Consider the following 18848-nt stretch of genomic DNA (forward strand, 5'->3'; position numbering starts at 1 on the left):
TTCAGCACTCCTAGCGGAAAATTCGGGGAGAGATGAGCCAGCAGTCGCCCAACGGCCAGACGCCCACGCCCGTTTCCGGAGTGGACGACGGAGCGCACCGCAGGCTCCGGCCACGGCCACTGGTGCAGCCGCCGGTCGACCCCGCGTACGCCTCCGCCTTCGGCCGCCCGGACGGTGTGGCAGGCGCGTTCGCCACGCGTGACGTGTCCGTGCCCGCCGTGCAGTCGGCGCCGCCGCCTCCCGAGTCCCTCGCGACCGCGTTCGGCCGTCAGGGCTCCGGTGAACTCCTCCAACGCCCGCCGCAGCCCGTCTCCGACCCCGATCCGGACATCGACCCGGTGTTCTGGGGCGACAAGCCGGCGGGTGACCCGTGGCGCGACCCGGCCTCCGGTGCCGTGATCGGCCCGCCTGCCGTGGGCGAGGACCCGCCGGGCGAACCTGAGAAGAAAGCCGAACCCGGTCCGCAGCTGAGCGTTCCCGAGCTGATCTTCGGCCGTCGCGTGAAGCCGACCGCGCTGGCGCTGCTTCTTGCCGCCGCGCTCCTCGTGGGCGCCGCCGGTGGTCTGGTCGGCTGGCTGATCGGACGCGCGGGCAACCCGCTGACCGACTCGACCGTGACCCTGGCCGAGATCGAGCAGGGCAAGGAACGTCCGGCCGGCTCGATCTCCGACATCGCCAAGCGCGTGACGCCCAGCGTCGTGTCGATCGAGTTCAAGGGCGCCAACGTCGCGGGCGTCGGCTCCGGCGTCGTCATCGAGGGCGGCGGCTACATCCTGACCAACGACCACGTGGTCGCCCCGGCGGCGCAGGACTCGACCGCCAAGCTCAGCGCCGTCTTCACCGACGGCACGCGCGCCGCGGCCCGCGTCGTCGGCCGCGACCCCAAGACCGACCTCGCGGTCATCAAGGTCGAGGTCACCAACCCCACGGTCCTGCAGTTCGGCAACTCCGACGAGCTCCAGGTCGGCGACAGCGTGATCGCCATCGGCTCGCCGCTGCAGCTGTCCAACACCGTCACCGAGGGCATCGTCTCCGCACTGCACCGCCCCGTGACGGCGGCGGGCGAGAACGGCGGCCCCCAGGTCACCTACGACGCGATCCAGACCGACGCGGCCATCAACCCCGGCAACTCGGGCGGCGCGCTGGTCGACTCACGCGGTGCGCTGATCGGCATCAACTCCTCGATCCGCACCGAGACTGGCGGTTCGGTCGGGCTCGGCTTCGCGATCTCCGGCAACCAGGCCCGCAAGATCAGCCAGGAGCTGATCCGCAACGGCTCGGTGAAGCACGCGGACATGAACGTCAACGTGAAGTCCGTGTCCGCCGAGACCTCCGAGGGCGCTCAGGTGCAGAACGTCCCCGCCGGTGGAGCCGCCGCGGCCGCCGGCATCCAGGAGGGCGACGTGATCACCAAGGTCGGCAGCCGCGTGGTTCGCAACGCGGCCGAGCTCGTCGTGGCCGTCCGGGAGCACGAGATCGGCCAGACGGTCCAGGTCACGCTGGCCCGCCAGGGCCGCGAGCTCAAACTCGACGTGACGCTGAAGAGCGACTGACCTGCCCGTGGCCCGGCCTCTTGGCGGGCTGTTTCACGCTCAGCAGGGCGGCACCTCGATCCACCCGTCTGATCGCGAAACAGCCCGGCAAGTTTCCGGGCCACGGGCAGTAGGCTGGGACCCGTGTTCGACAGCATCGGATGGGTAGAGATCCTCATCATCGTCGTCGCGGGTCTCTTCATCCTGGGGCCCGAACGCCTGCCGTCCGCCGCGGCCTGGCTCGGCAAGACGGTGCGCCAGGTCCGCGAGTACGCGACGGGCGCGCGCGAACAGCTCAAGCAGGAGATGGGCCCGGAGTTCGAGCAGCTCCGCAAGCCGCTCGAGGACCTGCGGGAGCTGCGCAACTTCGACCCGAAGCGCGCGGTGACCAAGCACCTGTTCGACGACCCCGAGCCGACCAAGGCCAACGGCTACCCGACGCCGTCGACGCCGCCCGCGCCGGAGCAGCGGCCGCTCGCGCCGGGGGAGCGCCCGCCGTACGACCCGGACGCGACCTGACAAACGATGAACGGCGCTTTTGTGCACGTCAGGTGCACAAAAGCGCCGTTCATGGTTCTCAGGGCTAGCGGCCGGCGGGGGAGACGTTCAGGAGGCGGCCCGCGAGGCCGCGCGACTTCACGGTCAGCTTCTTCGCCACGTCGCTCAGCACCTGAGCCGCGGGCGAGTCCGGCACCGCCTGCACGATCGGGGTGCCCGTGTCGCCGTTCTCGCGCAGGCGCGGGTCCAGCGGGACCTGGCCGAGCAGCGGCACCTCGGAGCCGATGGACTTGCTCAGCGACTCCGCGACGGCCTGGCCGCCGCCGGAACCGAAGACCTCCATGCGCGAACCGTCGGGCATCTCCATCCACGACATGTTCTCGATGACGCCCGCGACCCGCTGACGGGTCTGCAACGCGATCGACCCGGCGCGCTCGGCCACCTCGGCGGCGGCCTGCTGCGGGGTGGTGACGACCAGGATCTCGGCGTTCGGGACCAGCTGGGCCACGGAGATCGCCACGTCGCCGGTGCCGGGGGGCAGGTCGAGCAGCAGCACGTCCAGGTCGCCCCAGAAGACGTCCGCGAGGAACTGCTGGAGGGCGCGGTGCAGCATCGGGCCGCGCCACACGACCGGGGTGTTGCCCGGCGTGAACATGCCGATCGAGATGACCTTCACGCCGTGCGACTGCGGCGGCATGATCATCTTCTCGACCTGGGTGGGTTTGCCGTCGGCGCCCAGCATGCGCGGGATCGAGTGGCCGTAGATGTCCGCGTCGACGATGCCGACCGACAGGCCGCGCGCCGCCATCGCCACGGCGAGGTTCACCGTGACCGAGGACTTGCCGACCCCGCCCTTGCCGGACGCGACGCAGTACACGCGCGTCAGCGAGCCCGGCTGGGCGAACGGGATGACGGGCTCCTCGGTGCCGCCGCGCAACGTCTTGCGGAGCTCGGTGCGCTGGGCGTCGCTCATGACGTCGAGGTCGACGCGCACGGACGAGACGCCGTCGAGCGCCTCCACGGCCGCGGTCACGTCCTTGGTGATCTTGTCCCGCATCGGGCAGCCCGCGACGGTCAGGAACACACCCACGACCACGGCGCCATCGGCACCCACCTCGACGTCCTTGACCATGCCGATCTCGGTGATCGGGCGCCGGATCTCGGGGTCCTGCACACCGGAGAGCGCCTTGCGGACGTCCTCGACGGTGGGGAGGGGCTGCGTGGTGGTCACCCGGCCATGCTACGTCCGGTTGACGCCCGTCCTACCGGCCGGTCACTTTTGACCGGAGGGCCAGGTCGTAGCCGGGCCGGAGCTGTCCGTAACATCGACGCCCGTGCCGGAATCGGGTAGTTCCCGGTTGCCCACCCGTGTCGAGCTAGGGGTGTGGCGATCGTTCCTCCGCGCGCATGCACGGATCACGAGGGTCCTCGAGGCCGAACTGATTGCTGAGCAGCGCCTTTCGCTCGCGGCGTACGACGTGCTGGTTCAACTGGCCGAGACGCCTTCCATGCGCATGCGCATGACTGAACTGGCCGATGCCGTCCTGCTGTCCCGCTCTGGCGTGACCCGCCTGGTGGACCGTCTGGAACGTGCAGGCCTCGTCGGGCGGGAACGCGCCGACGGTGACGGACGCGGCATCGTGGCCGTGCTCACACCGCTCGGTGCCGAACGCCTGCGCAGTGCGTCCGCCACCCACCTCGCCGGCGTCGCCGAGCACTTCGGGGAGAGCTTCGGCCCCGGTGAGCTCGAGGCGTTCGGCCGGACCTGTGACCGCCTGGCCGCGGACGACGTGTTCCCGTGATCACGGTGGTGGGACTCGTGCACGTCGAGGCTGGCCGCCTCCTCGTTGTGCGCTCACGCAACAAGAAGGCCTTCTACCTCCCCGGCGGGAAGATCGAACCTGGTGAGACCCCTGCCCATGCGCTTCTTCGCGAGGTTCGGGAGGAGCTCGGGATCGGGCTGGCACGGCCGGAGGTCCTGAAGCGCTACGTCGCCCCCGCGTACGGCGAGGGGGAGGGCGCAGTGGTCGACATGACCTGTTTCACGGCGTCGCTGCTCGGGACACCGGCACCCACGAGCGAGATCGCCGAGCTGACGTACGTGACCCGTGACGAGTACCGGGCGCACGTGGAGACGGCGCCCGCGATCCACGAGGTGCTGGACGACCTCGTTGTGAGCGGCCGCGTCAGGCCGTGAGGCGGCTCACGGCCTGACCTTCTTCAGGTTGTTCTGCTCCTTCACCAGCTTCTCCAGCTCCCCGCGGATGAAGTCGCGCGTCGCCACCTCCCCGACCGCCAGGCGCAGCGCCGCCAGCTCGCGGGCCAGGAACTCGGTGTCCGCCTTCGTCTGCGCCGCCCGCGCCCGGTCCTCCTCCAGCGACACCCTGTCCCGGTCGTCCTGCCGGTTCTGCGCGAGCAGGATCAGCGGCGCGGCGTAGGCGGCCTGGGTCGAGAAGGCCAGGTTCAGCAGGATGAACGGGTACGGGTCCCAGCGCAGCGACACCGCGACGAGGTTCACCGTGATCCACGCGACGACGATCAGCGTCTGCCAGAACAGGAATTTGCCGGTGCCGAGGAAGCGCGCGAGGCGTTCGGAGAACTGACCGAACGCGTCCGGGTCGATGGACAGGCGGAAGCCGCGCGGCTCGCGCGGCTGGTCGAGGCGGCGCCGGGGCAGCAGTTCAGGCATGGCTCAGTCCCGTCTCGCGCCAGTTGTCCGGCAGCAGGTGGTCCAGCACGTCGTCCACGGTGACCGCGCCGAGCAGGTGCTCGGTCTCGTCCAGGACCGGTGCGCACACGAGGTTGTAGGTGGCGAAGTAGCGCGTCACGTCGCTCAGCGAGGCGTTCGGCGACAGCCGGGCCATGCTCGTGTCGAGCACGCCGGCGACCAGGTCGAACGGTGGTTCGCGCAGCAGCCGTTGGATGTGCACGCAGCCGAGGTAGCGGCCGGTCGGGGTCGCGGACGGCGAGCGGCACACGAAGACCATCGACGCCAGCGCCGGGGTGAGGTCCGGGTTTCGCACCCGTGCCAACGCTTCCGCGATCGTCGCGTCCGGCGTGAGGATGATCGGTTCCGGCGTCATGAGGCCGCCGGCCGTGTCGAACGAGTACTCGAGCAGCCGCCGGACCGGTTCGGACTCCTCGGGTTCCATCAGCTCCAGCAGCCGGTCCTTGGTGCCCTCGGCCAGCTCGCCCAGCAGGTCCGCCGCGTCGTCCGGGTTCATCGCCTCCAGGACGTCGGCGGCGCGTTCCTCGTCCAGGTGCGACAGGACGTCCTTCTGGTCCTCTTCGGACAGTTCCTCGATGACGTCCGCGAGTCGTTCGTCGTCCAGCGCGTCGGCGACCTCGTAGCGGCGCTTGGGAGGCAGCTCGTGCAGGGCGTTCGCCACGTCGGCGGCGCGCATGCCCTCGAACACCGCGACCAGCTGCTGCGCGCCCTGCGGCTGGCCCGCGATCTCGTTGACGCTGAGCCCGCCGACGTCCTCCCACCGCCACACCTGCACCGGGCCCTTGAGCCCGAACCTGCCGGTGCGCTCCCGCCCGGCGACGCGGACCACGCGCCAGTCGCGGGTGCGGGTCAGCTCCATCGCGGCGTCCACGACGACCGCCGTGCCGCCGTCGGCGAGCTCGATCTTGGCGTCGAGCAGCTCGCCGATCACCATCACCTCGTTGACGCGCTGGTGGAACGGCCGCAGGTTCACCGATCCCGTCGCGAGCGTCACGGCGTTCGGCTCGATCGAGGTGAGCCGCAGCATCGGCACGAAGATCCGCCGGCGCGTCGCCAGCTCGACGACCAGGCCCAGCACGCGGGGCGGTTGGCGGTCGATCCGGAGGCTGATCACGACGTCGCGGGCCTTGCCGACGGGTTCGCCGTCGGGACCGAACACGGGGAGTCCGGCCAGCTGAGCGATGTAAACCCGGTTCACAGCCACCACAGTGACCAGGCTAGATCAGGTTCTGGCCGCCCACCGGGCGATCTCTGCGCAGAAGACCGCAAAGTCCTCCATGTCCTCTTCCAGGCACCACACCCAGTTCGCGACCGCCCGGTAGAGCGTCCAGTCCCGCGCCTTCGCCACGTCGAGCTCGCCGGCGTCGCAGATCGCGAGGAAGCGATCGGTCAGGCCCCGGTGGCCGTCGAGCTCGTCGAACCTGTTCCACAGCAACGGGATCACGCTGTACTCGCGGTCACCGGACAGCGGCTTCGGGTCGATCATCAGCCACGGTTCGCGGTCGCCGCGCAGCACGTTCTGGAAGTGCAGGTCCTCGTTCACCAGCGTGGTGCCCATGGTCCTGGTGTCGGCAACGTCACGTGCGGCGTCGAACAGCTCGCGGGGGATCGCGGGGTGGTCCCGCAGCTCGCCCTGGAACCGGCGGATCTGTGCGGGCGCGGTCAGGTCGCGGTGGCGGCGCAGCAGCCCGCAGATCACCCCGAGCGCCTTGTCGATCGGCTCGTCGTCCAGCGAGTGCGTGTGGTCGAGGCGTTCGAGCAGCAACGCGCCGAGCTCCTCGTCGTGGTCGAGCAGCCGGACTGCGCCGTCGCCGTTGTAGAGGCGCAGGGCCAGCGGTTCGTTCTCGGTCTCGTCGCCGACCCAGGTGATCTTGAGGGCCGCCGGGTGCCCGTCGGCCTGGCGGACCGGGAGCACGATGGCGCACATCCCGTTCATCAACGGCCCGTCCGGGGTCAGCCGCCAGCGCGCGCACGCCTTGGTGGCGAGCTTCGGCAGTGATGCCACCCACTCGTCGGCTCGTTCACCGAGAGCCTTTCCGAAGCCTTCGGGAACCGTGATCATGCGCTGAACTCCAAGCGGTACACGGCATCCCACTCCGGTTCGGTGTTGAGCCGCGCGGTCCTGAGCGCCTGAGCCGTCTCCTCGTCGGGCTCGGTCAGGTGCGCGGTGGCGGTCGCGTCGATGAGGTGCGAGTGCGTGCTGGGGGAGCGGACGGTCACCGTGACCTGTGCCTGATCGGTCAGGCCAGGCACCTGCTGCTCGGTGCCGCCGGTGATGACCCAGAGCGCGTCGTCACGCCAGTGCGCGTGCACGAGACGGGGTTCGTGGCCGGGCGAGGTGATCCACACGGCCGCCGCCTTGCGCAGCGCCGCGTCCAGAACTCGAGTGATCTCCACCGGTTCAGCCTGCCAGGCTTTGTGAGACCGGACTCAGCGAATATGCGCCCGGAGATGATGCGTGCCACTGTGGCGCACATAGTTACCGGCCGGTACGAGGAGGTACCCCAGTGGTCGACCAGCAGCGTCCCCGTCGCTCGTGTCTGGCGGTCCCCGGCTCGAGCCAGAAGATGATCGACAAGGCGCGCACGCTGCCGGCGGACCAGGTGTTCCTGGACCTCGAGGACGCCTGCGCCCCGCTGGCCAAGCCCGACGCCCGCAAGACCATCGTCGCCTCGTTGAACGAGGGCGGCTGGGGCAACAAGGCCCGCGTCGTGCGCGTCAACGACTGGACGACGGAGTGGACCTACCGCGACGTCACCGAGGTCGTCGAGGGCGCGGGAGCGAACCTCGACTGCATCATGCTGCCGAAGGTCCAGACGCCCGAGCAGATCGTCGCGCTCGACTTCCTGATCACGCAGATCGAGAAGACGATGGGCTACGAGGTCGGCAAGATCGGCATCGAGGCGCAGATCGAGAACGCCTTGGGCCTGAACAACGTCAACGCGATCGCCACCGCGTCCCCGCGCGTCGAGACGATCATCTTCGGCCCCGCGGACTTCATGGCGTCCATCAACATGAAGTCGCTGGTCGTGGGCGAGCAGCCGCCCGGCTACGACGTCGGCGACGCCTACCACTACATCCTGATGCGGATCCTGATGGCCGCGCGGGCCCACGACAAGCAGGCCATCGACGGCCCCTACCTGCAGATCCGCGACGTCGACGGCTACAAGCGCGTCGCCGGTCGTTCCGCGGCGCTGGGCTTCGACGGCAAGTGGGTGCTGCACCCCGGCCAGATCGACGCGGCCAACGAGGTCTTCAGCCCGAAGCAGGACGACTACGACCACGCCGAGAACATCCTCGACGCGTACGAGTACTACACGTCCGAGGCGGGCGGTAAGCGCGGCGCGGTGATGCTCGGCGACGAGATGATCGACGAGGCGTCGCGCAAGATGGCGTTGGTGATCTCCGGCAAGGGGCGTGCCGCGGGCATGTCGCGGTCGAACGTCTGGACTCCGCCGGAGGACTGATCCCGTTACGGATTGTGCGCTATTTCACCTGAACCATCACTGAACGTGTTCAACCGTTACAGGTTGCGTTCAAAACTGGTGAAGTGGCGCACAATCCGTCACCGGGGTTTGCGATCGGGCCCCCGGTGCGGTGCATGCTCGGGGCATGTCACGTTCGAGTAACGGCAAGGCGAGCAGACGGCTGCGGCTCTTCAAGCGCCGCGAGGACGACCTGCTCGAGCGCAGCTTCCGCAGCTGCCCGGGATGCGATGCCGACGTCCACGTGTTCGCCGACGTCTGCCGCCACTGCGGCGACTCCCTGGAGATCGTCCTCGCGAGCTGAGTCTCGCTACCGAATGCCCTGGTTGGCCGCCGCGATGATCGCGATGATGATGATCGCCAGGTAGAGCAGGTATCCGACGATCACGACGTAACCGATGATCACGCCCGCGAGCGCCATGCCGCGGCCGTCCTCCTCGCCCCGCTTGATCCGCCCCATCGCGATGTGGCCGAAGATGACGCCGGCGATGGCCGTCACGCCACAGGTGGCAATTCCCACGCACGACAGCACGAGCGCGAGGATCGCGTTCGTCTGCGGCTTGGGCGCGGCCGGGTAGCCGTAGCCGCCGTACATGGGCTGCTGGCCGTACGGGCCGGGCTGGCCGTGAGGCTGCTGGCCGTAGGGCTGCTGCTGGCCGTACGGGTCCCCCGGCTGCTTCGGGTTGTACGGGTCGTAGGTCATCGGGGTCCCCCTAGGTCTGGTGAGCGGGGATCTTAAGGTCCGCACGCGATCCTCGTCGCGTGCGGGTGCGCGATTCCACCAGTCAGGGATGCTGTTTCGGTACAGCGGGCATCACCGTGTTGCGGAGAGCACACCGCGGTCGCAAACGAGCGTTAACCGGTCCATACTCGCCGGTAACTCTTGCTTTGGAAGGGAAGTGCGATGGCGCGCCTCGCCCAGACCGCGGGTCTCACGGACATCCAGGAAGAAATCCTCGCGACCGTTCGCACGTTCGTGGACAAGGAGATCATTCCGCACGCCCAGACGCTGGAGCACGGCGACACGTACCCCGCCGACATCGTCGAGGGCATGAAGGAGATGGGCCTGTTCGGCCTGACGATCCCGGAGGAGTACGGCGGCCTCGGCGAGTCGCTGCTGACCTACGCGCTCGTCGTCGAGCAGATCGCGCGCGGCTGGATGAGCGTCTCCGGTGTCATCAACACCCACTTCATCGTGGCGCACATGCTCAAGCAGCACGGCACGCCCGAGCAGAAGGAGAAGTACCTGCCGCGGATGGCCGCGGGCGAGGTGCGCGGCTCGTTCTCCATGTCCGAGCCCGAGCTCGGCTCCGACGTCGCGGCGATCCGCACTCGTGCCGTGAAGGGCGACTCCGGCTACACGATCAACGGCCAGAAGATGTGGCTGACGAACGGCGGCACGTCGAACCTCACCGCCGTGCTGGTGAAGACGGACGAGGGCGCCGACAAGCCCCACCAGAACCTCACGACGTTCCTGGTCGAGAAGCCCGAGGGCTACGGGGAGGTCCTGCCGGGCCTCACGATCCCCGGCAAGATCGACAAGATGGGCTACAAGGGCGTCGACACCACCGAGATGGTGTTCGACGGCTTCGAGATCGCAGCCGACCAGATCCTCGGCGGGGTGTCCGGCCAGGGCTTCCGCCACATGATGGACGGCGTCGAGGTGGGCCGCGTGAACGTGGCCGCCCGCGCGTGCGGCATCGCGATCCGCGCGTTCGAGCTCGCGATCGAGTACTCGCAGCAGCGCAAGACGTTCGGCAAGGCCATCGCCGAGCACCAGGCCATCGCCTTCAAGCTCGCCGAGATGGCCACCAAGGTCGAGGCGGCGCACCTGATGATGGTCAACGCGGCCCGCCTGAAGGACTCGGGCCAGCGCAACGACGTCGAGGCCGGCATGGCCAAGCTCATCGCGTCGGAGTACTGCGCCGAGGTGACGCAGGAGGCGTTCCGCATCCACGGCGGCTACGGCTACTCCAAGGAGTACGAGATCGAGCGCCTGATGCGCGAGGCGCCGTTCCTGCTGATCGGCGAGGGCACGTCGGAGATCCAGAAGACGATCATCTCCCGCGGCCTGCTCCGCGAGTACCAGTCGCGCGGCTAGTGGTTCGTCCGTTAGGGGTCAATCTTTCACGAGACTGGCCCCTAACGGTTTTTGCCTGGGAGCCATAGGGTTCGCTCACTTTGAGCACAGATCTGACGCTGCCGGGACCTGTGTCGCCGCCGCACGTCGTCCGCATGGAGCTGGACACGTTCTCCGGTGTCGACCGTCCCGCGCTGGCCAAGTGGTTCGCGGCCCTCTTCGACGACCTGCTGGCACCTCTCTGTCCCGCGTCCGTGCGGGAGCTCGTGTCAGTGGCCCGCGACTACGTTCCATCGGAGACAACTCCTTGGGGCCCGCCGGGTTACGCGCGGCTGCTGCTCTCTTCGGGTGACTTCACCCGATCGTCGTGGGACGAGGCCCTGTCGGACCTGCCGTCGTTCCTGCGGGTGCAGCTCGTCCAGCTCGACTTCCAGGGCCTGCCGCTGGTCGACGGCGGCTGGTGCGCGGAGATCCTGCTGAAGGACGACCCGTCGTTCCCGCACCAGATCGTGGTCACCGCCTCGCGTTCCCTGTTCGGTGGCTGGATTTCCCGTGTGGTGCAACAGGACTGGCTGTCGGCGTTCCGGTCGGGAGCTTCGCTGGTGCGGGCGTCCGGTGGCTGGATCACGCTGGACAGGGTCGGCGTGCGGACCGCGCACGAGGTGGCGGTGGGCGTGGGGCTCGACGAATCCCTTTTCATGGCAGCGGAGTTGGCCCGCGGCCCGCACTGGGCGACGTTGCTCGGCCCGCGTCAGGTCGCCGCTTTGGGTGGCGTGCAAGAGGTCTGCGCTTCCGCACCGTGCTTTTCCGTTGAGCACCTGGGTGGTGGCCGCATACTTCTGCAGCTGACCGAACACCTCGACGAGGTGCCGCAGGACGCGGTGGAGAAGCTGACCGAGTTCCTCCGGCCGGTGCTGCACTGACCCTGCCGAGTGCGGTCATCGGTGGGACGCTGTCGTCCGTGAGGCCTTCCCCGAAAACCGACGTGCTCGTGGCCGTGGACACCGCACTGCGCCCGACGGGCTTCGTCCGCCGCGGCCACGTCTGGCTGCAGAACCGCGGCGACGGCGTCTCCGGCTGGCTCGGCTTCGGCGTGTCCGGGTCTCTTGAGCTCACCCCGCTGGTGGGCGTGTGCTTCCGCCGCTACGACGAGGTCTGCCGAGCCCTGGGCGTGGGGATCGCGGGGACGCCCCTGGTCTCGGCGCCACTCGGCTCGCTGATGGGGGACAAGCCCGTCTGGCAGTGGACGTTCGAGGCGGGCGGCGACCACGCGGCGGTCGCTTCGTCACTGGTCGGCGCGTTCCTCGAGCACGGCCTGCCGTACGTCGACAAGCACGCGAAGTGGGACGCGCTGGCTCGCGAGCTCGTCGCGAAGCCGGAGTCGTTGCTCGACTTCGAACGGGCGCGCAAGCTCGCGATCATCCACGTGCTGGGCGGGAACGTCGGCGCCGCTCGTGAGGTGTTGGCGAAGGAGCGGGAACGGGTGGCGGACAGCGCCGACGTCTACGCACGGTCGTACCGGGCTTTCGCACACCGGTTCGAGCTGGCGTTCCGAGCCTGATCAGTCTCGAACACGTGTTCGATCATTTCGGCCCAATCAATGCTGATTGAGCGGCTTTTATCCGAAATGCCCGAAACCACACTTCGCTCACACGTGACGGGTATCACCCAGTTGGACTATAGGTAACCCCCGCACCGTTTGTGACTATTCGCGGGTCGATGTTTAGTCCGCGTGTTGTCGGGGGACATGCGCGTGACCACGGGGGACCCACGTGTTCAACCGCCGCCCTGCGGCGAGGCAGTCATGCCTGCGCGCGCCCAGAAACGTTGTAGCGGCACTTCTCGCCGTGACCATGGCGGCCACCGCCGTGGTCGTCACCGCGAGCGCGCCGCAAGCGCCGCCCGTGGCAGTTCCGATCACCGAGGCCCCCGACACCGGCAGCGCGCTGGTCGCCGCCCGAGCTCAGGGCACCGAGGTCGAGGCGATCAGCATGCGGACTTCGACGCGTGAGGTGTTCGCTCAGCCGAACGGACAGCTCAAGGCCCTTCTCTCCGCTGTTCCACAACGGCTTCAGCGCGACGGCAAGTGGTTGCCGATCGAGACCGCGCTCGAGCCCGGAAGCGACGGCATCACGCCCAAGGCCACCGAGACCGGCCTCACCTTCTCCCGTGGCGGCACCGAAGAGCCGCTCGTGCGGTTGCGCAGGGACGGCAAGTCGTTCGCGCTCACGTGGCCGGGCAACCTGCCCGCGCCGGCGCTCGACGGTCCGAACGCGACCTACACCGAGGTCCTGCCCGGCGTCGACCTGCGGATGACCGCGAGGAACGACGGGTACCAGCAGCTGATCATCGTGAAGAACCGTGAGGCGGCCCGGCACGTCGAACGCGTCCGGCTCGGCGTGAAGACCGACGGGCTGGAGCTGAAGCCCGGCGAGAACGGCGCGTTCACGATGGTCGACGCCGCGGGCGCCAAGGTGTTCGAGGTGCCCTCCTCGCTGATGTGGGACTCGAAGAAGCAGGAGAACCCGGACGCGCCGCGCACCGACAAGCAGCCGGTCGGGGTGGAGATCACGGCCGACGCCCTCACGCTGGTGCCGCACCAGGGCATGCTCGCCGACGGCGCGACCGTCTACCCCGTCTACATCGACCCGGCACCGCACGTCGGGGTGAACGACGGCTGGACGACCGTCTACGACGACGGCACCCACGCGATGCGCGAGGGCAAGCACTGGAACGGCTACGACACCGAGGCCGAGAAGCCGGAGTACTGGTGGATCGGCGTCAGCCCCACCGCGCGGTCCGGCCGTGCCTACGGGTGGAACCTGAAGACCAGGACGTACTTCCAGTACAACACCAGCTTCCTCGGCAGCAAGGACATCTCCTCCGCCCGGCTCGACGTCGAGGTCGTGCACTCGCCCACGTGCAACGTGGAGCACAACCACCGCCTGTACCAGTCCCGGTGGGACGTCGACTGGAACACGAACTGGAACAACCAGCCAGCCGACTGGGGTGTGATCAGCGAGATCTCGGTGCCGTCGGTGTACAGCAACTGTTCCGGGCACAAGGCGCTCTCCTTCACCAGCCCCAACTTCCCGGCCCAGATCGACAAGACCGGCAACTCGACGTTCTCGATCCGCGCGGCCGACGAGGGCAACCAGGACTACTGGCGGAAGTTCGATCCCGGCAAGACGAAGCTGGTCATCTACTACAACGGCACGCCGAACACGCCGGAGGAGCCGTCGACCGACCTCAACCTCCAGGCGTGCGCCAACTGCGGCGGCATGCCCTGGGTCGGCGACTCCACCATCCAGCTGCGGGCGAAGCTGTCCGATCCGGACGGTGACCAGGTCAACGGCATCTGGGACGTCTACGACGACGTCGTCCCCGGTGACCCGGCGAAGCAGAACAAGCGCGTGTTCACGTCCGGCCCGCACGGTTCCGGGACGACGGCGGCGAAGGACGTGCCGCTCTCCGGCGTCGCGGACGACCGCCTGATCACGTGGTTCGTGGCGGCCAGCGACGGTGACAAGAAGGGCGGGTACGTCATCGGGCCGAAGCAGTTCCGGATCGACCGGACCGCCCCGGTGAACCAGCCTGACATCAGCAGCCTCGCCTACCCCGACGACAACCGCTGGCACGGCGGCACCACCGTGCCCGGCGCGTTCACGTTCACCGCGAAGGACGCCGATGTCGACAGGTTCGACTACGGCTGGGACGACTCCATGATCAACTCGGTCGTCGCGAACGGCCTCGGCGGCAAGGCCACCGTCACGCTGACGCCGCCCGGTGACGGACCGCGCGACCTGTTCGTCCGGTCCAGGGACAAGGCGGGCAACCCCGGCCCGAAGCGCGTGCACCACATCTACGTCCGCGCGGGCAGCGGCGCGATCTCGCAGTACGCGTTGGACGGCAACGTCAACGACAGCGCGTACCTCGGCGACCGCCACGGCACCACGCACGGCACGACGAGCTACACGACGGGTGCCTCGGGCTCCGCGCTGGCGCTCGACGGCATGGGTGGTCACGCGACCGCACCGAATGCGGTGCGCACGGACTCGAGCTTCAGCGTGTCGGCGTGGGTCCGGCTCGACGGCAGTCTCGACAACTGGTGGCGCACCGCGGTGAGCCAGGACGGCAACTCGGTGTGCGCTTTCTGCCTGCAGTACCAGGCAGACAGCCGGCGCTGGATCTTCGTGATGCCGCAACAGGACTCCGCCAGCCCGTCCAACTGGGCGTTCGTGAAGTCGCTGGAGGAACCGACGCTGGGTGCCTGGACGCACCTCACCGGTGTGTTCGACGCGGAGACGAAGCAGGTTCGTCTGTACGTCAACGGAATCCCGCAAGGCACCGCCCTCGCCACCTCGCCGTGGAACGCGGCGGGCGAGCTGCGCATCGGCCAGGGCAAGGCGCAGAACGGCTTCGGCAACAACTGGCTCGGCGCGATCGACGACGTGCGCATGTACGACCGCGCGCTGACCGAGGCCGAGGTGCGCGGTGAGGTCCGGCGCGACAACGTCCAGGCGGGCCACTGGCGGTTCGAGGAGGACCTGGCCACCGTCGCGCGCAACTCCGCGGCCAACGGCGAGTCCGCGATGCTGTCCGGCGGTGTCTCCTTCTTCGAGCAGCGCACGCAGCCGCTCGACCACGCGGTGCGCTTCGACGGTTCGGGGCAGGTCCGCACGACCGGCCCGGTGGTGCGCACCGACAAGAGCTTCACGGTCTCGGCGCACGTCACGCTCGCGGACACGGACGGCCCGATGACCGTGCTGTCCCAGGACGGCCCGGACTCGAGCGGATTCGTGCTGCAGCAACGTGACGGGCGCTGGCAGTTCGGCATGACCGAGGGCAACGGCAGCACCGACTGGAACGTGATTGCGCAGACCGGTGCCGGCACCGCCGTCAAGGACACGCCGACGCACCTGACCGCGGTCTTCGACTCCGGCACCAAGAAGGCGACCCTGTACGTGAACGGCGGGGGAGCCGCGGTGAGCACCGCCGCCACCAAGCCGTTCTGGGACTCCGCCGGCGCGTTCGTGATGGGCAACGACCAGCAGGGCGCCGCACTGCGCGGTGACCTCGACGACGTCCGGGTGTACAGCAGGACGCTGGCGGCGGACGAGGTCGCCGACATCGTGGCGCTGGACGCCGCCCCGGTCCGCCAGTGGCGGCTCGACGGCGACAAGGCGGACTCGTCCGGCAACAACGGCACGCTGACCCTCGGCGACCCGGTCGAGTGGGTGAGCGGGCAGAACGAGAACTCCGACCCGAAGGACCTCGCCGTCCGCCTGACCGGTGTCCTCGGCGCGTCGCTGCGCACGGGGCACGCGGTCGACGCGTCGCGCAGCTTCTCCGTCAGCACGTGGGCACGGCTCGACAAGGTCGTCACCGACCGCTACTCGGCGGTGCTCTCCCAGGACGGCAACACGGTCAGCGCGTTCCAGCTGCAGACGACCTCGGACGGGCACTGGGCGTTCGCGATGTTCGGCAAGGACCAGACGAACGGCGGCGGCACCTCGGCGCGGGCGATCGGATCGGTGGTGCAGCTCGGCACGTGGACCCACCTGGTGGGCACCTACGACGCGGCTCGTGGCCGGATGACGTTGTACGTCAACGGGGTCGAGGCCGCGTCCACCGCGCACGCGAACGCGTGGGACCGGCCGGACGGCCAGTTCCGCATCGGCCGCGCGCAGTGGAACGGGGCCGACGTCGACCACTTCCCCGGCGCGATCGACGACGTCGAGGTCCACAACCGCGTGCTGTTCGGGGGCGAGATCGTCGCCAAGGCGGGCCGTGACCTGAACCTCGTGCACAAGTGGCAGTTCGACGAGAGTTCCGGCACGAACGCCGCGGACTCGGTCGGTGGCAAGGCGGGCACGCTGACCAACGCCGCGTTCGGCGTGGGCAAGCTCGGCAACGCCGCGACGTTCAACGGCACCAACTCCGAGGTTTCGACCGGAGCCGTCGTGCGCACCGACCAGAACTTCACCGTGTCGGCGTGGGTCCGGATGCCGGAGGGCTGCGCCACGAACTGCAAACGGGTCGCGGTGAGCCAGGACGGCGAGCACAACAGCAAGTTCCGCCTCGGGTTCCTCAAGGACCGCGACCACCTGGGCAACTGGGTGTTCGAGATGACCGAGGACGACACCGACGCGACCAGGGTGACCGTGGCCGCGGTGTCGGCGGAGGTCGACGACTTCACCGAGTGGGTGCACCTCGTCGGCGTGTACGACCGCGCCGCGAAGCAGGTGCTGCTGTACGTGCAGGGCAACCGCGTGGGCGACGGCGTGGTCAACTCGACCTGGCCGGCGAGCGGTGGCCTGCAGATCGGCCGCGCCAAGCTCCGCAGTGCCCCTGCCGAGCGCTGGACGGGGTCGATCGACGACGTCCGCTTCTACACCGGTGCCCTGGACAACGAGGGCGTGTTCAGCCTTTTCCGGTCGTACCCGGAGAAGGACCAGCCCGCGGCGACGTTGCCGGTCGCGAACGCCGGCCAGTGGAAGTTCCGCGAGGCCACCGGTCTCACCGGCGCCGACACCAGCGGCCGCGGCAACACGGTCACCCTCAGCCCCGGCAGCGGGTGGATCTCCGGCCCTGCGCACGGTGGTGTGTGGCTGAACGGGTCGAACCAGGCCGGTGAGACCACCGGTCCGATCATCGACACCTCGCGCAACTACAGCGTGTCGGCCTGGGCGTACGCGGAGAACGGCATCACCGGGAACAGGTCGATCGTGGCGCAGGACGGCGTGTACGACAGCGCGTTCGTCCTGTCCTACAACGGTGATTCCGGCAGGTGGGCGGTCGTCGCGCCGAAACACGACGAGAACGGCGGCTCCGCGACCGTGCTCGTCTCGTCGGAGCCGGCGCAGATCACCCGCTGGACCCACCTCACGGTGGTCTACGAGACCAATCCGAACCCCGACCTGAACCAGCTCCGCCTGTACGTCAACGGCGTGCTGTCCGCCGTGCAGGTCGGCGTGGTCGGGTGGAACGCCACCGGTCCGTTCACGATCGGCCGCAGCAAGTGGGACGGCGTGAAGGGCAGCTGGTGGTACCGCGGCATCGAGGACGTCCGTGCCTTCAGCGGCGCGTTGACCTCTGGTGAGGTCGCCAAGGTCTACGGCGATCACCCGCCGTCGGAGTTCGGGCTCTACGACTTCAACGCCGGCACCGCGAACGACGGCTCGTGGCGGGCGAACCACCTGACTCCGACGGAGGGAACTTCCTACGTTCCAGGTGTTTTCGGCCAGGCCGTCAAGTTCGACGGGAACGCCTCGGCCCCCGCCAAGGCGTTCGGTGCCAACACCCGCGACAGCTTCACCGTGCAGGCGTGGGCTCGCCTCGCTGACGACGCGCGGACCTACACCGTGTTCAGCCAGGACGGCAACCGCGTGAGCGGCTACGCCCTGCAGTACCGCGCGGAGTCGAAGCGGTGGTCGTTCGGTTCGCACACGCAGGACGCGGACGCGGCACCGATGGTGAAGGCGCTCTCGGCCGATCAGGCCGTGCCGGGCCGCTGGACGCACCTGGCCGGTGTCTACGACCACGCGGCCGGACAGCTGCGCCTGTACGTCGACGGGAAGCTCGCGGGCACCGAGAAGTTCGTGATGTGGAACGCCGAAGGCAGGTTCGTGCTCGGCCGGGCGAAGGCCTCCGGTGCCGACTCCGACCGCTTCTCCGGCCTGATCGACGAGGTGCGCGTGCAGCAGGGCGTCGCTCCTGAGGCGCGGATCCTCGCCAACGCCACACGGCCGTTGCCTGCGACGGGCCAGCTGGGCCGGTTCCTCAACGACAAGGGCGAGCACTACACCGGTCTCACCGACGTGCCCGCGCTGCCCGGCTACCGCTTCGAGACGCCGCGCGGCATGACGGTGCCGGCGACGGACCCGAACACCGCCCGCCTCTACTCGTGCAAGCAGGGCGAGGACCACTTCAGCTCGACCCAGGCCGACTGCGAGGGAGCGACGCTGCTGAGCGAGATCGGTGCGATTTACGCGGTCAAGCCGGCCAACGTCGCGGTGATCGGGCTCTACCGGTGCTCCAACGGCGTCCAGAGGTTCGACTCGACCGCGCAGAACTGCGAGGGGTCGATCTTCCAGAAGCAGCTGGGCTGGGTCCGCGCGTACACGATCCTCAGCCGTCACTTCAACAACCAGTGGCCGACCGACCACTGGAGCTCGCCGCACAACACCGCGCCGGGCTACTACCGCGAGGGTCCGCTCGGCACCGTGCTGCTGATCGACATCCCCGGCCAGACGGCGTCGCTGAACATCTGCCAGGACGGCTCGGACGTGTACACGTCGCTCGACGCGAACTGCGACGGCAAGACCCGCATCTCCGGTGGTGGCCGCGTGTACACCTCACCGCCGGAAGGGCTGCCGTCCAAGCCCTTGGACCGGTGCAGGGAGCTCGGCGTCCCCAACGTCAACCGCTTCGACTCGGTGGCGGGCTGTGGCACCCACGAGTTCCAGCAGCGCCTGGGTCACGTCCTCGTGTCCGCACCGACCATCGCTCCGACCTTCTGAACC

The 18848-nt window shown here is 69.0% G+C and carries 16 protein-coding genes; 10 read left to right on the forward strand and 6 right to left on the reverse strand.

Annotated features, from left to right (window positions below; genetic code table 11):
* Positions 1–32 precede the first annotated feature (32 nt).
* Both ACFOWZ_RS00695 and tatB read left to right on the forward strand, forming a co-directional pair.
* Positions 33–1553 carry a S1C family serine protease gene (locus ACFOWZ_RS00695; protein ID WP_382367116.1) on the forward strand — a complete coding sequence of 507 codons (1521 nt, stop codon included), beginning with the start codon at positions 33–35 and terminating at the stop codon, positions 1551–1553.
* A 123-nt stretch (positions 1554–1676) separates the two neighbouring features.
* Positions 1677–2051, forward strand: a complete 375-nt coding sequence (gene tatB / locus ACFOWZ_RS00700) for a Sec-independent protein translocase protein TatB (RefSeq protein ID WP_030472996.1) — start codon at positions 1677–1679, stop codon at positions 2049–2051.
* A 64-nt stretch (positions 2052–2115) separates the two neighbouring features.
* Here tatB and ACFOWZ_RS00705 read toward each other — a convergent pair whose 3' ends face one another.
* The gene (locus tag ACFOWZ_RS00705) at positions 2116–3261 is read right to left on the reverse strand and encodes an Mrp/NBP35 family ATP-binding protein (RefSeq protein ID WP_382367118.1); all 1146 of its coding nucleotides are present in this window, start codon (positions 3259–3261) and stop codon (positions 2116–2118) included.
* Positions 3262–3364: 103 nt separating this feature from the next.
* On the opposite strand from ACFOWZ_RS00705, the gene ACFOWZ_RS00710 reads away from it, so the two are divergent.
* Both ACFOWZ_RS00710 and ACFOWZ_RS00715 read left to right on the forward strand, forming a co-directional pair.
* A complete protein-coding gene (locus ACFOWZ_RS00710; RefSeq protein ID WP_089909775.1) occupies positions 3365–3832 on the forward strand; it encodes a MarR family winged helix-turn-helix transcriptional regulator in 468 nt (155 codons plus the stop codon).
* Positions 3829–4227, forward strand: coding sequence for an NUDIX hydrolase (locus ACFOWZ_RS00715; protein WP_382367120.1), 399 nt, complete (start codon positions 3829–3831; stop codon positions 4225–4227). The genes ACFOWZ_RS00710 and ACFOWZ_RS00715 overlap by 4 nt, the downstream gene beginning before the upstream one ends.
* Before the next feature lie 6 nt (positions 4228–4233).
* Here the strand turns inward: ACFOWZ_RS00715 and ACFOWZ_RS00720 are convergent, their stop codons facing one another.
* From ACFOWZ_RS00720 to ACFOWZ_RS00735, 4 genes are read right to left on the reverse strand one after another with little or no spacing between them, the layout of a single operon-like run.
* Positions 4234–4719 (reverse strand): DUF1003 domain-containing protein, encoded by a 486-nt coding sequence (locus tag ACFOWZ_RS00720; protein WP_382367122.1) that lies wholly within the window; start codon positions 4717–4719, stop codon positions 4234–4236.
* Entirely contained in the window at positions 4712–5965 is a 1254-nt protein-coding gene (locus tag ACFOWZ_RS00725; RefSeq protein ID WP_382367124.1) for a magnesium transporter MgtE N-terminal domain-containing protein, read from the reverse strand. The genes ACFOWZ_RS00720 and ACFOWZ_RS00725 overlap by 8 nt, the downstream gene beginning before the upstream one ends.
* Positions 5966–5980: 15 nt before the next feature.
* Positions 5981–6820: an aminoglycoside phosphotransferase family protein gene (locus ACFOWZ_RS00730; RefSeq protein WP_382367126.1), complete on the reverse strand. Its 840-nt coding sequence runs from the start codon at positions 6818–6820 to the stop codon at positions 5981–5983.
* On the reverse strand, positions 6817–7155 hold the full coding sequence (locus ACFOWZ_RS00735) for a hypothetical protein (protein WP_382367128.1): 339 nt from the start codon (positions 7153–7155) through the stop codon (positions 6817–6819). Before ACFOWZ_RS00735 ends, ACFOWZ_RS00730 begins: the two co-directional genes overlap by 4 nt.
* A 110-nt stretch (positions 7156–7265) precedes the next feature.
* Between ACFOWZ_RS00735 and ACFOWZ_RS00740 the strand changes: the two genes are divergently transcribed.
* Positions 7266–8225 (forward strand): HpcH/HpaI aldolase/citrate lyase family protein, encoded by a 960-nt coding sequence (locus tag ACFOWZ_RS00740; protein ID WP_363778906.1) that lies wholly within the window; start codon positions 7266–7268, stop codon positions 8223–8225.
* Between the two features lie 145 nt (positions 8226–8370).
* Positions 8371–8547 carry a hypothetical protein gene (locus ACFOWZ_RS00745; RefSeq protein ID WP_156094379.1) on the forward strand — a complete coding sequence of 59 codons (177 nt, stop codon included), beginning with the start codon at positions 8371–8373 and terminating at the stop codon, positions 8545–8547.
* 6 nt (positions 8548–8553) lie between these two features.
* Here ACFOWZ_RS00745 and ACFOWZ_RS00750 read toward each other — a convergent pair whose 3' ends face one another.
* Positions 8554–8946 carry a DUF4190 domain-containing protein gene (locus ACFOWZ_RS00750; protein WP_382367131.1) on the reverse strand — a complete coding sequence of 131 codons (393 nt, stop codon included), beginning with the start codon at positions 8944–8946 and terminating at the stop codon, positions 8554–8556.
* Between the two features lie 201 nt (positions 8947–9147).
* Between ACFOWZ_RS00750 and ACFOWZ_RS00755 the strand changes: the two genes are divergently transcribed.
* The 4 genes from ACFOWZ_RS00755 (at position 9148) to ACFOWZ_RS00770 (ending at position 18845) form a co-directional block, all read left to right on the forward strand.
* Positions 9148–10344, forward strand: a complete 1197-nt coding sequence (locus tag ACFOWZ_RS00755; RefSeq protein ID WP_382367133.1) for an acyl-CoA dehydrogenase family protein — start codon at positions 9148–9150, stop codon at positions 10342–10344.
* A gap of 80 nt (positions 10345–10424) precedes the next feature.
* Complete coding sequence (locus ACFOWZ_RS00760; RefSeq protein WP_382367135.1) at positions 10425–11246, forward strand: hypothetical protein; 822 nt, start codon at positions 10425–10427, stop codon at positions 11244–11246.
* A gap of 38 nt (positions 11247–11284) precedes the next feature.
* Entirely contained in the window at positions 11285–11884 is a 600-nt protein-coding gene (locus tag ACFOWZ_RS00765; protein WP_382367137.1) for a hypothetical protein, read from the forward strand.
* Positions 11885–12176: 292 nt separating this feature from the next.
* Entirely contained in the window at positions 12177–18845 is a 6669-nt protein-coding gene (locus ACFOWZ_RS00770) for a LamG domain-containing protein (RefSeq protein WP_382367473.1), read from the forward strand.
* The last annotated feature ends 3 nt before the right edge of the window (positions 18846–18848 follow it).

It is taken from the genome of Lentzea rhizosphaerae, from assembly GCF_042649515.1.
Classification (GTDB): domain Bacteria; phylum Actinomycetota; class Actinomycetes; order Mycobacteriales; family Pseudonocardiaceae; genus Lentzea; species Lentzea aerocolonigenes.

Coding starts and splice junctions, on each gene's coding strand:
- ACFOWZ_RS00695 (WP_382367116.1), top strand. CDS start 33: ATGAGCCAGCAGTCGCCCAACGGCCAGACGCCCACGCCCGTTTCCGGA.
- ACFOWZ_RS00720 (WP_382367122.1), bottom strand. CDS start 4,719: ATGCCTGAACTGCTGCCCCGGCGCCGCCTCGACCAGCCGCGCGAGCCG.
- ACFOWZ_RS00730 (WP_382367126.1), bottom strand. CDS start 6,820: ATGATCACGGTTCCCGAAGGCTTCGGAAAGGCTCTCGGTGAACGAGCC.
- ACFOWZ_RS00745 (WP_156094379.1), top strand. CDS start 8,371: ATGTCACGTTCGAGTAACGGCAAGGCGAGCAGACGGCTGCGGCTCTTC.
- ACFOWZ_RS00755 (WP_382367133.1), top strand. CDS start 9,148: ATGGCGCGCCTCGCCCAGACCGCGGGTCTCACGGACATCCAGGAAGAA.
- ACFOWZ_RS00770 (WP_382367473.1), top strand. CDS start 12,177: ATGGCGGCCACCGCCGTGGTCGTCACCGCGAGCGCGCCGCAAGCGCCG.
- ACFOWZ_RS00750 (WP_382367131.1), bottom strand. CDS start 8,946: ATGACCTACGACCCGTACAACCCGAAGCAGCCGGGGGACCCGTACGGC.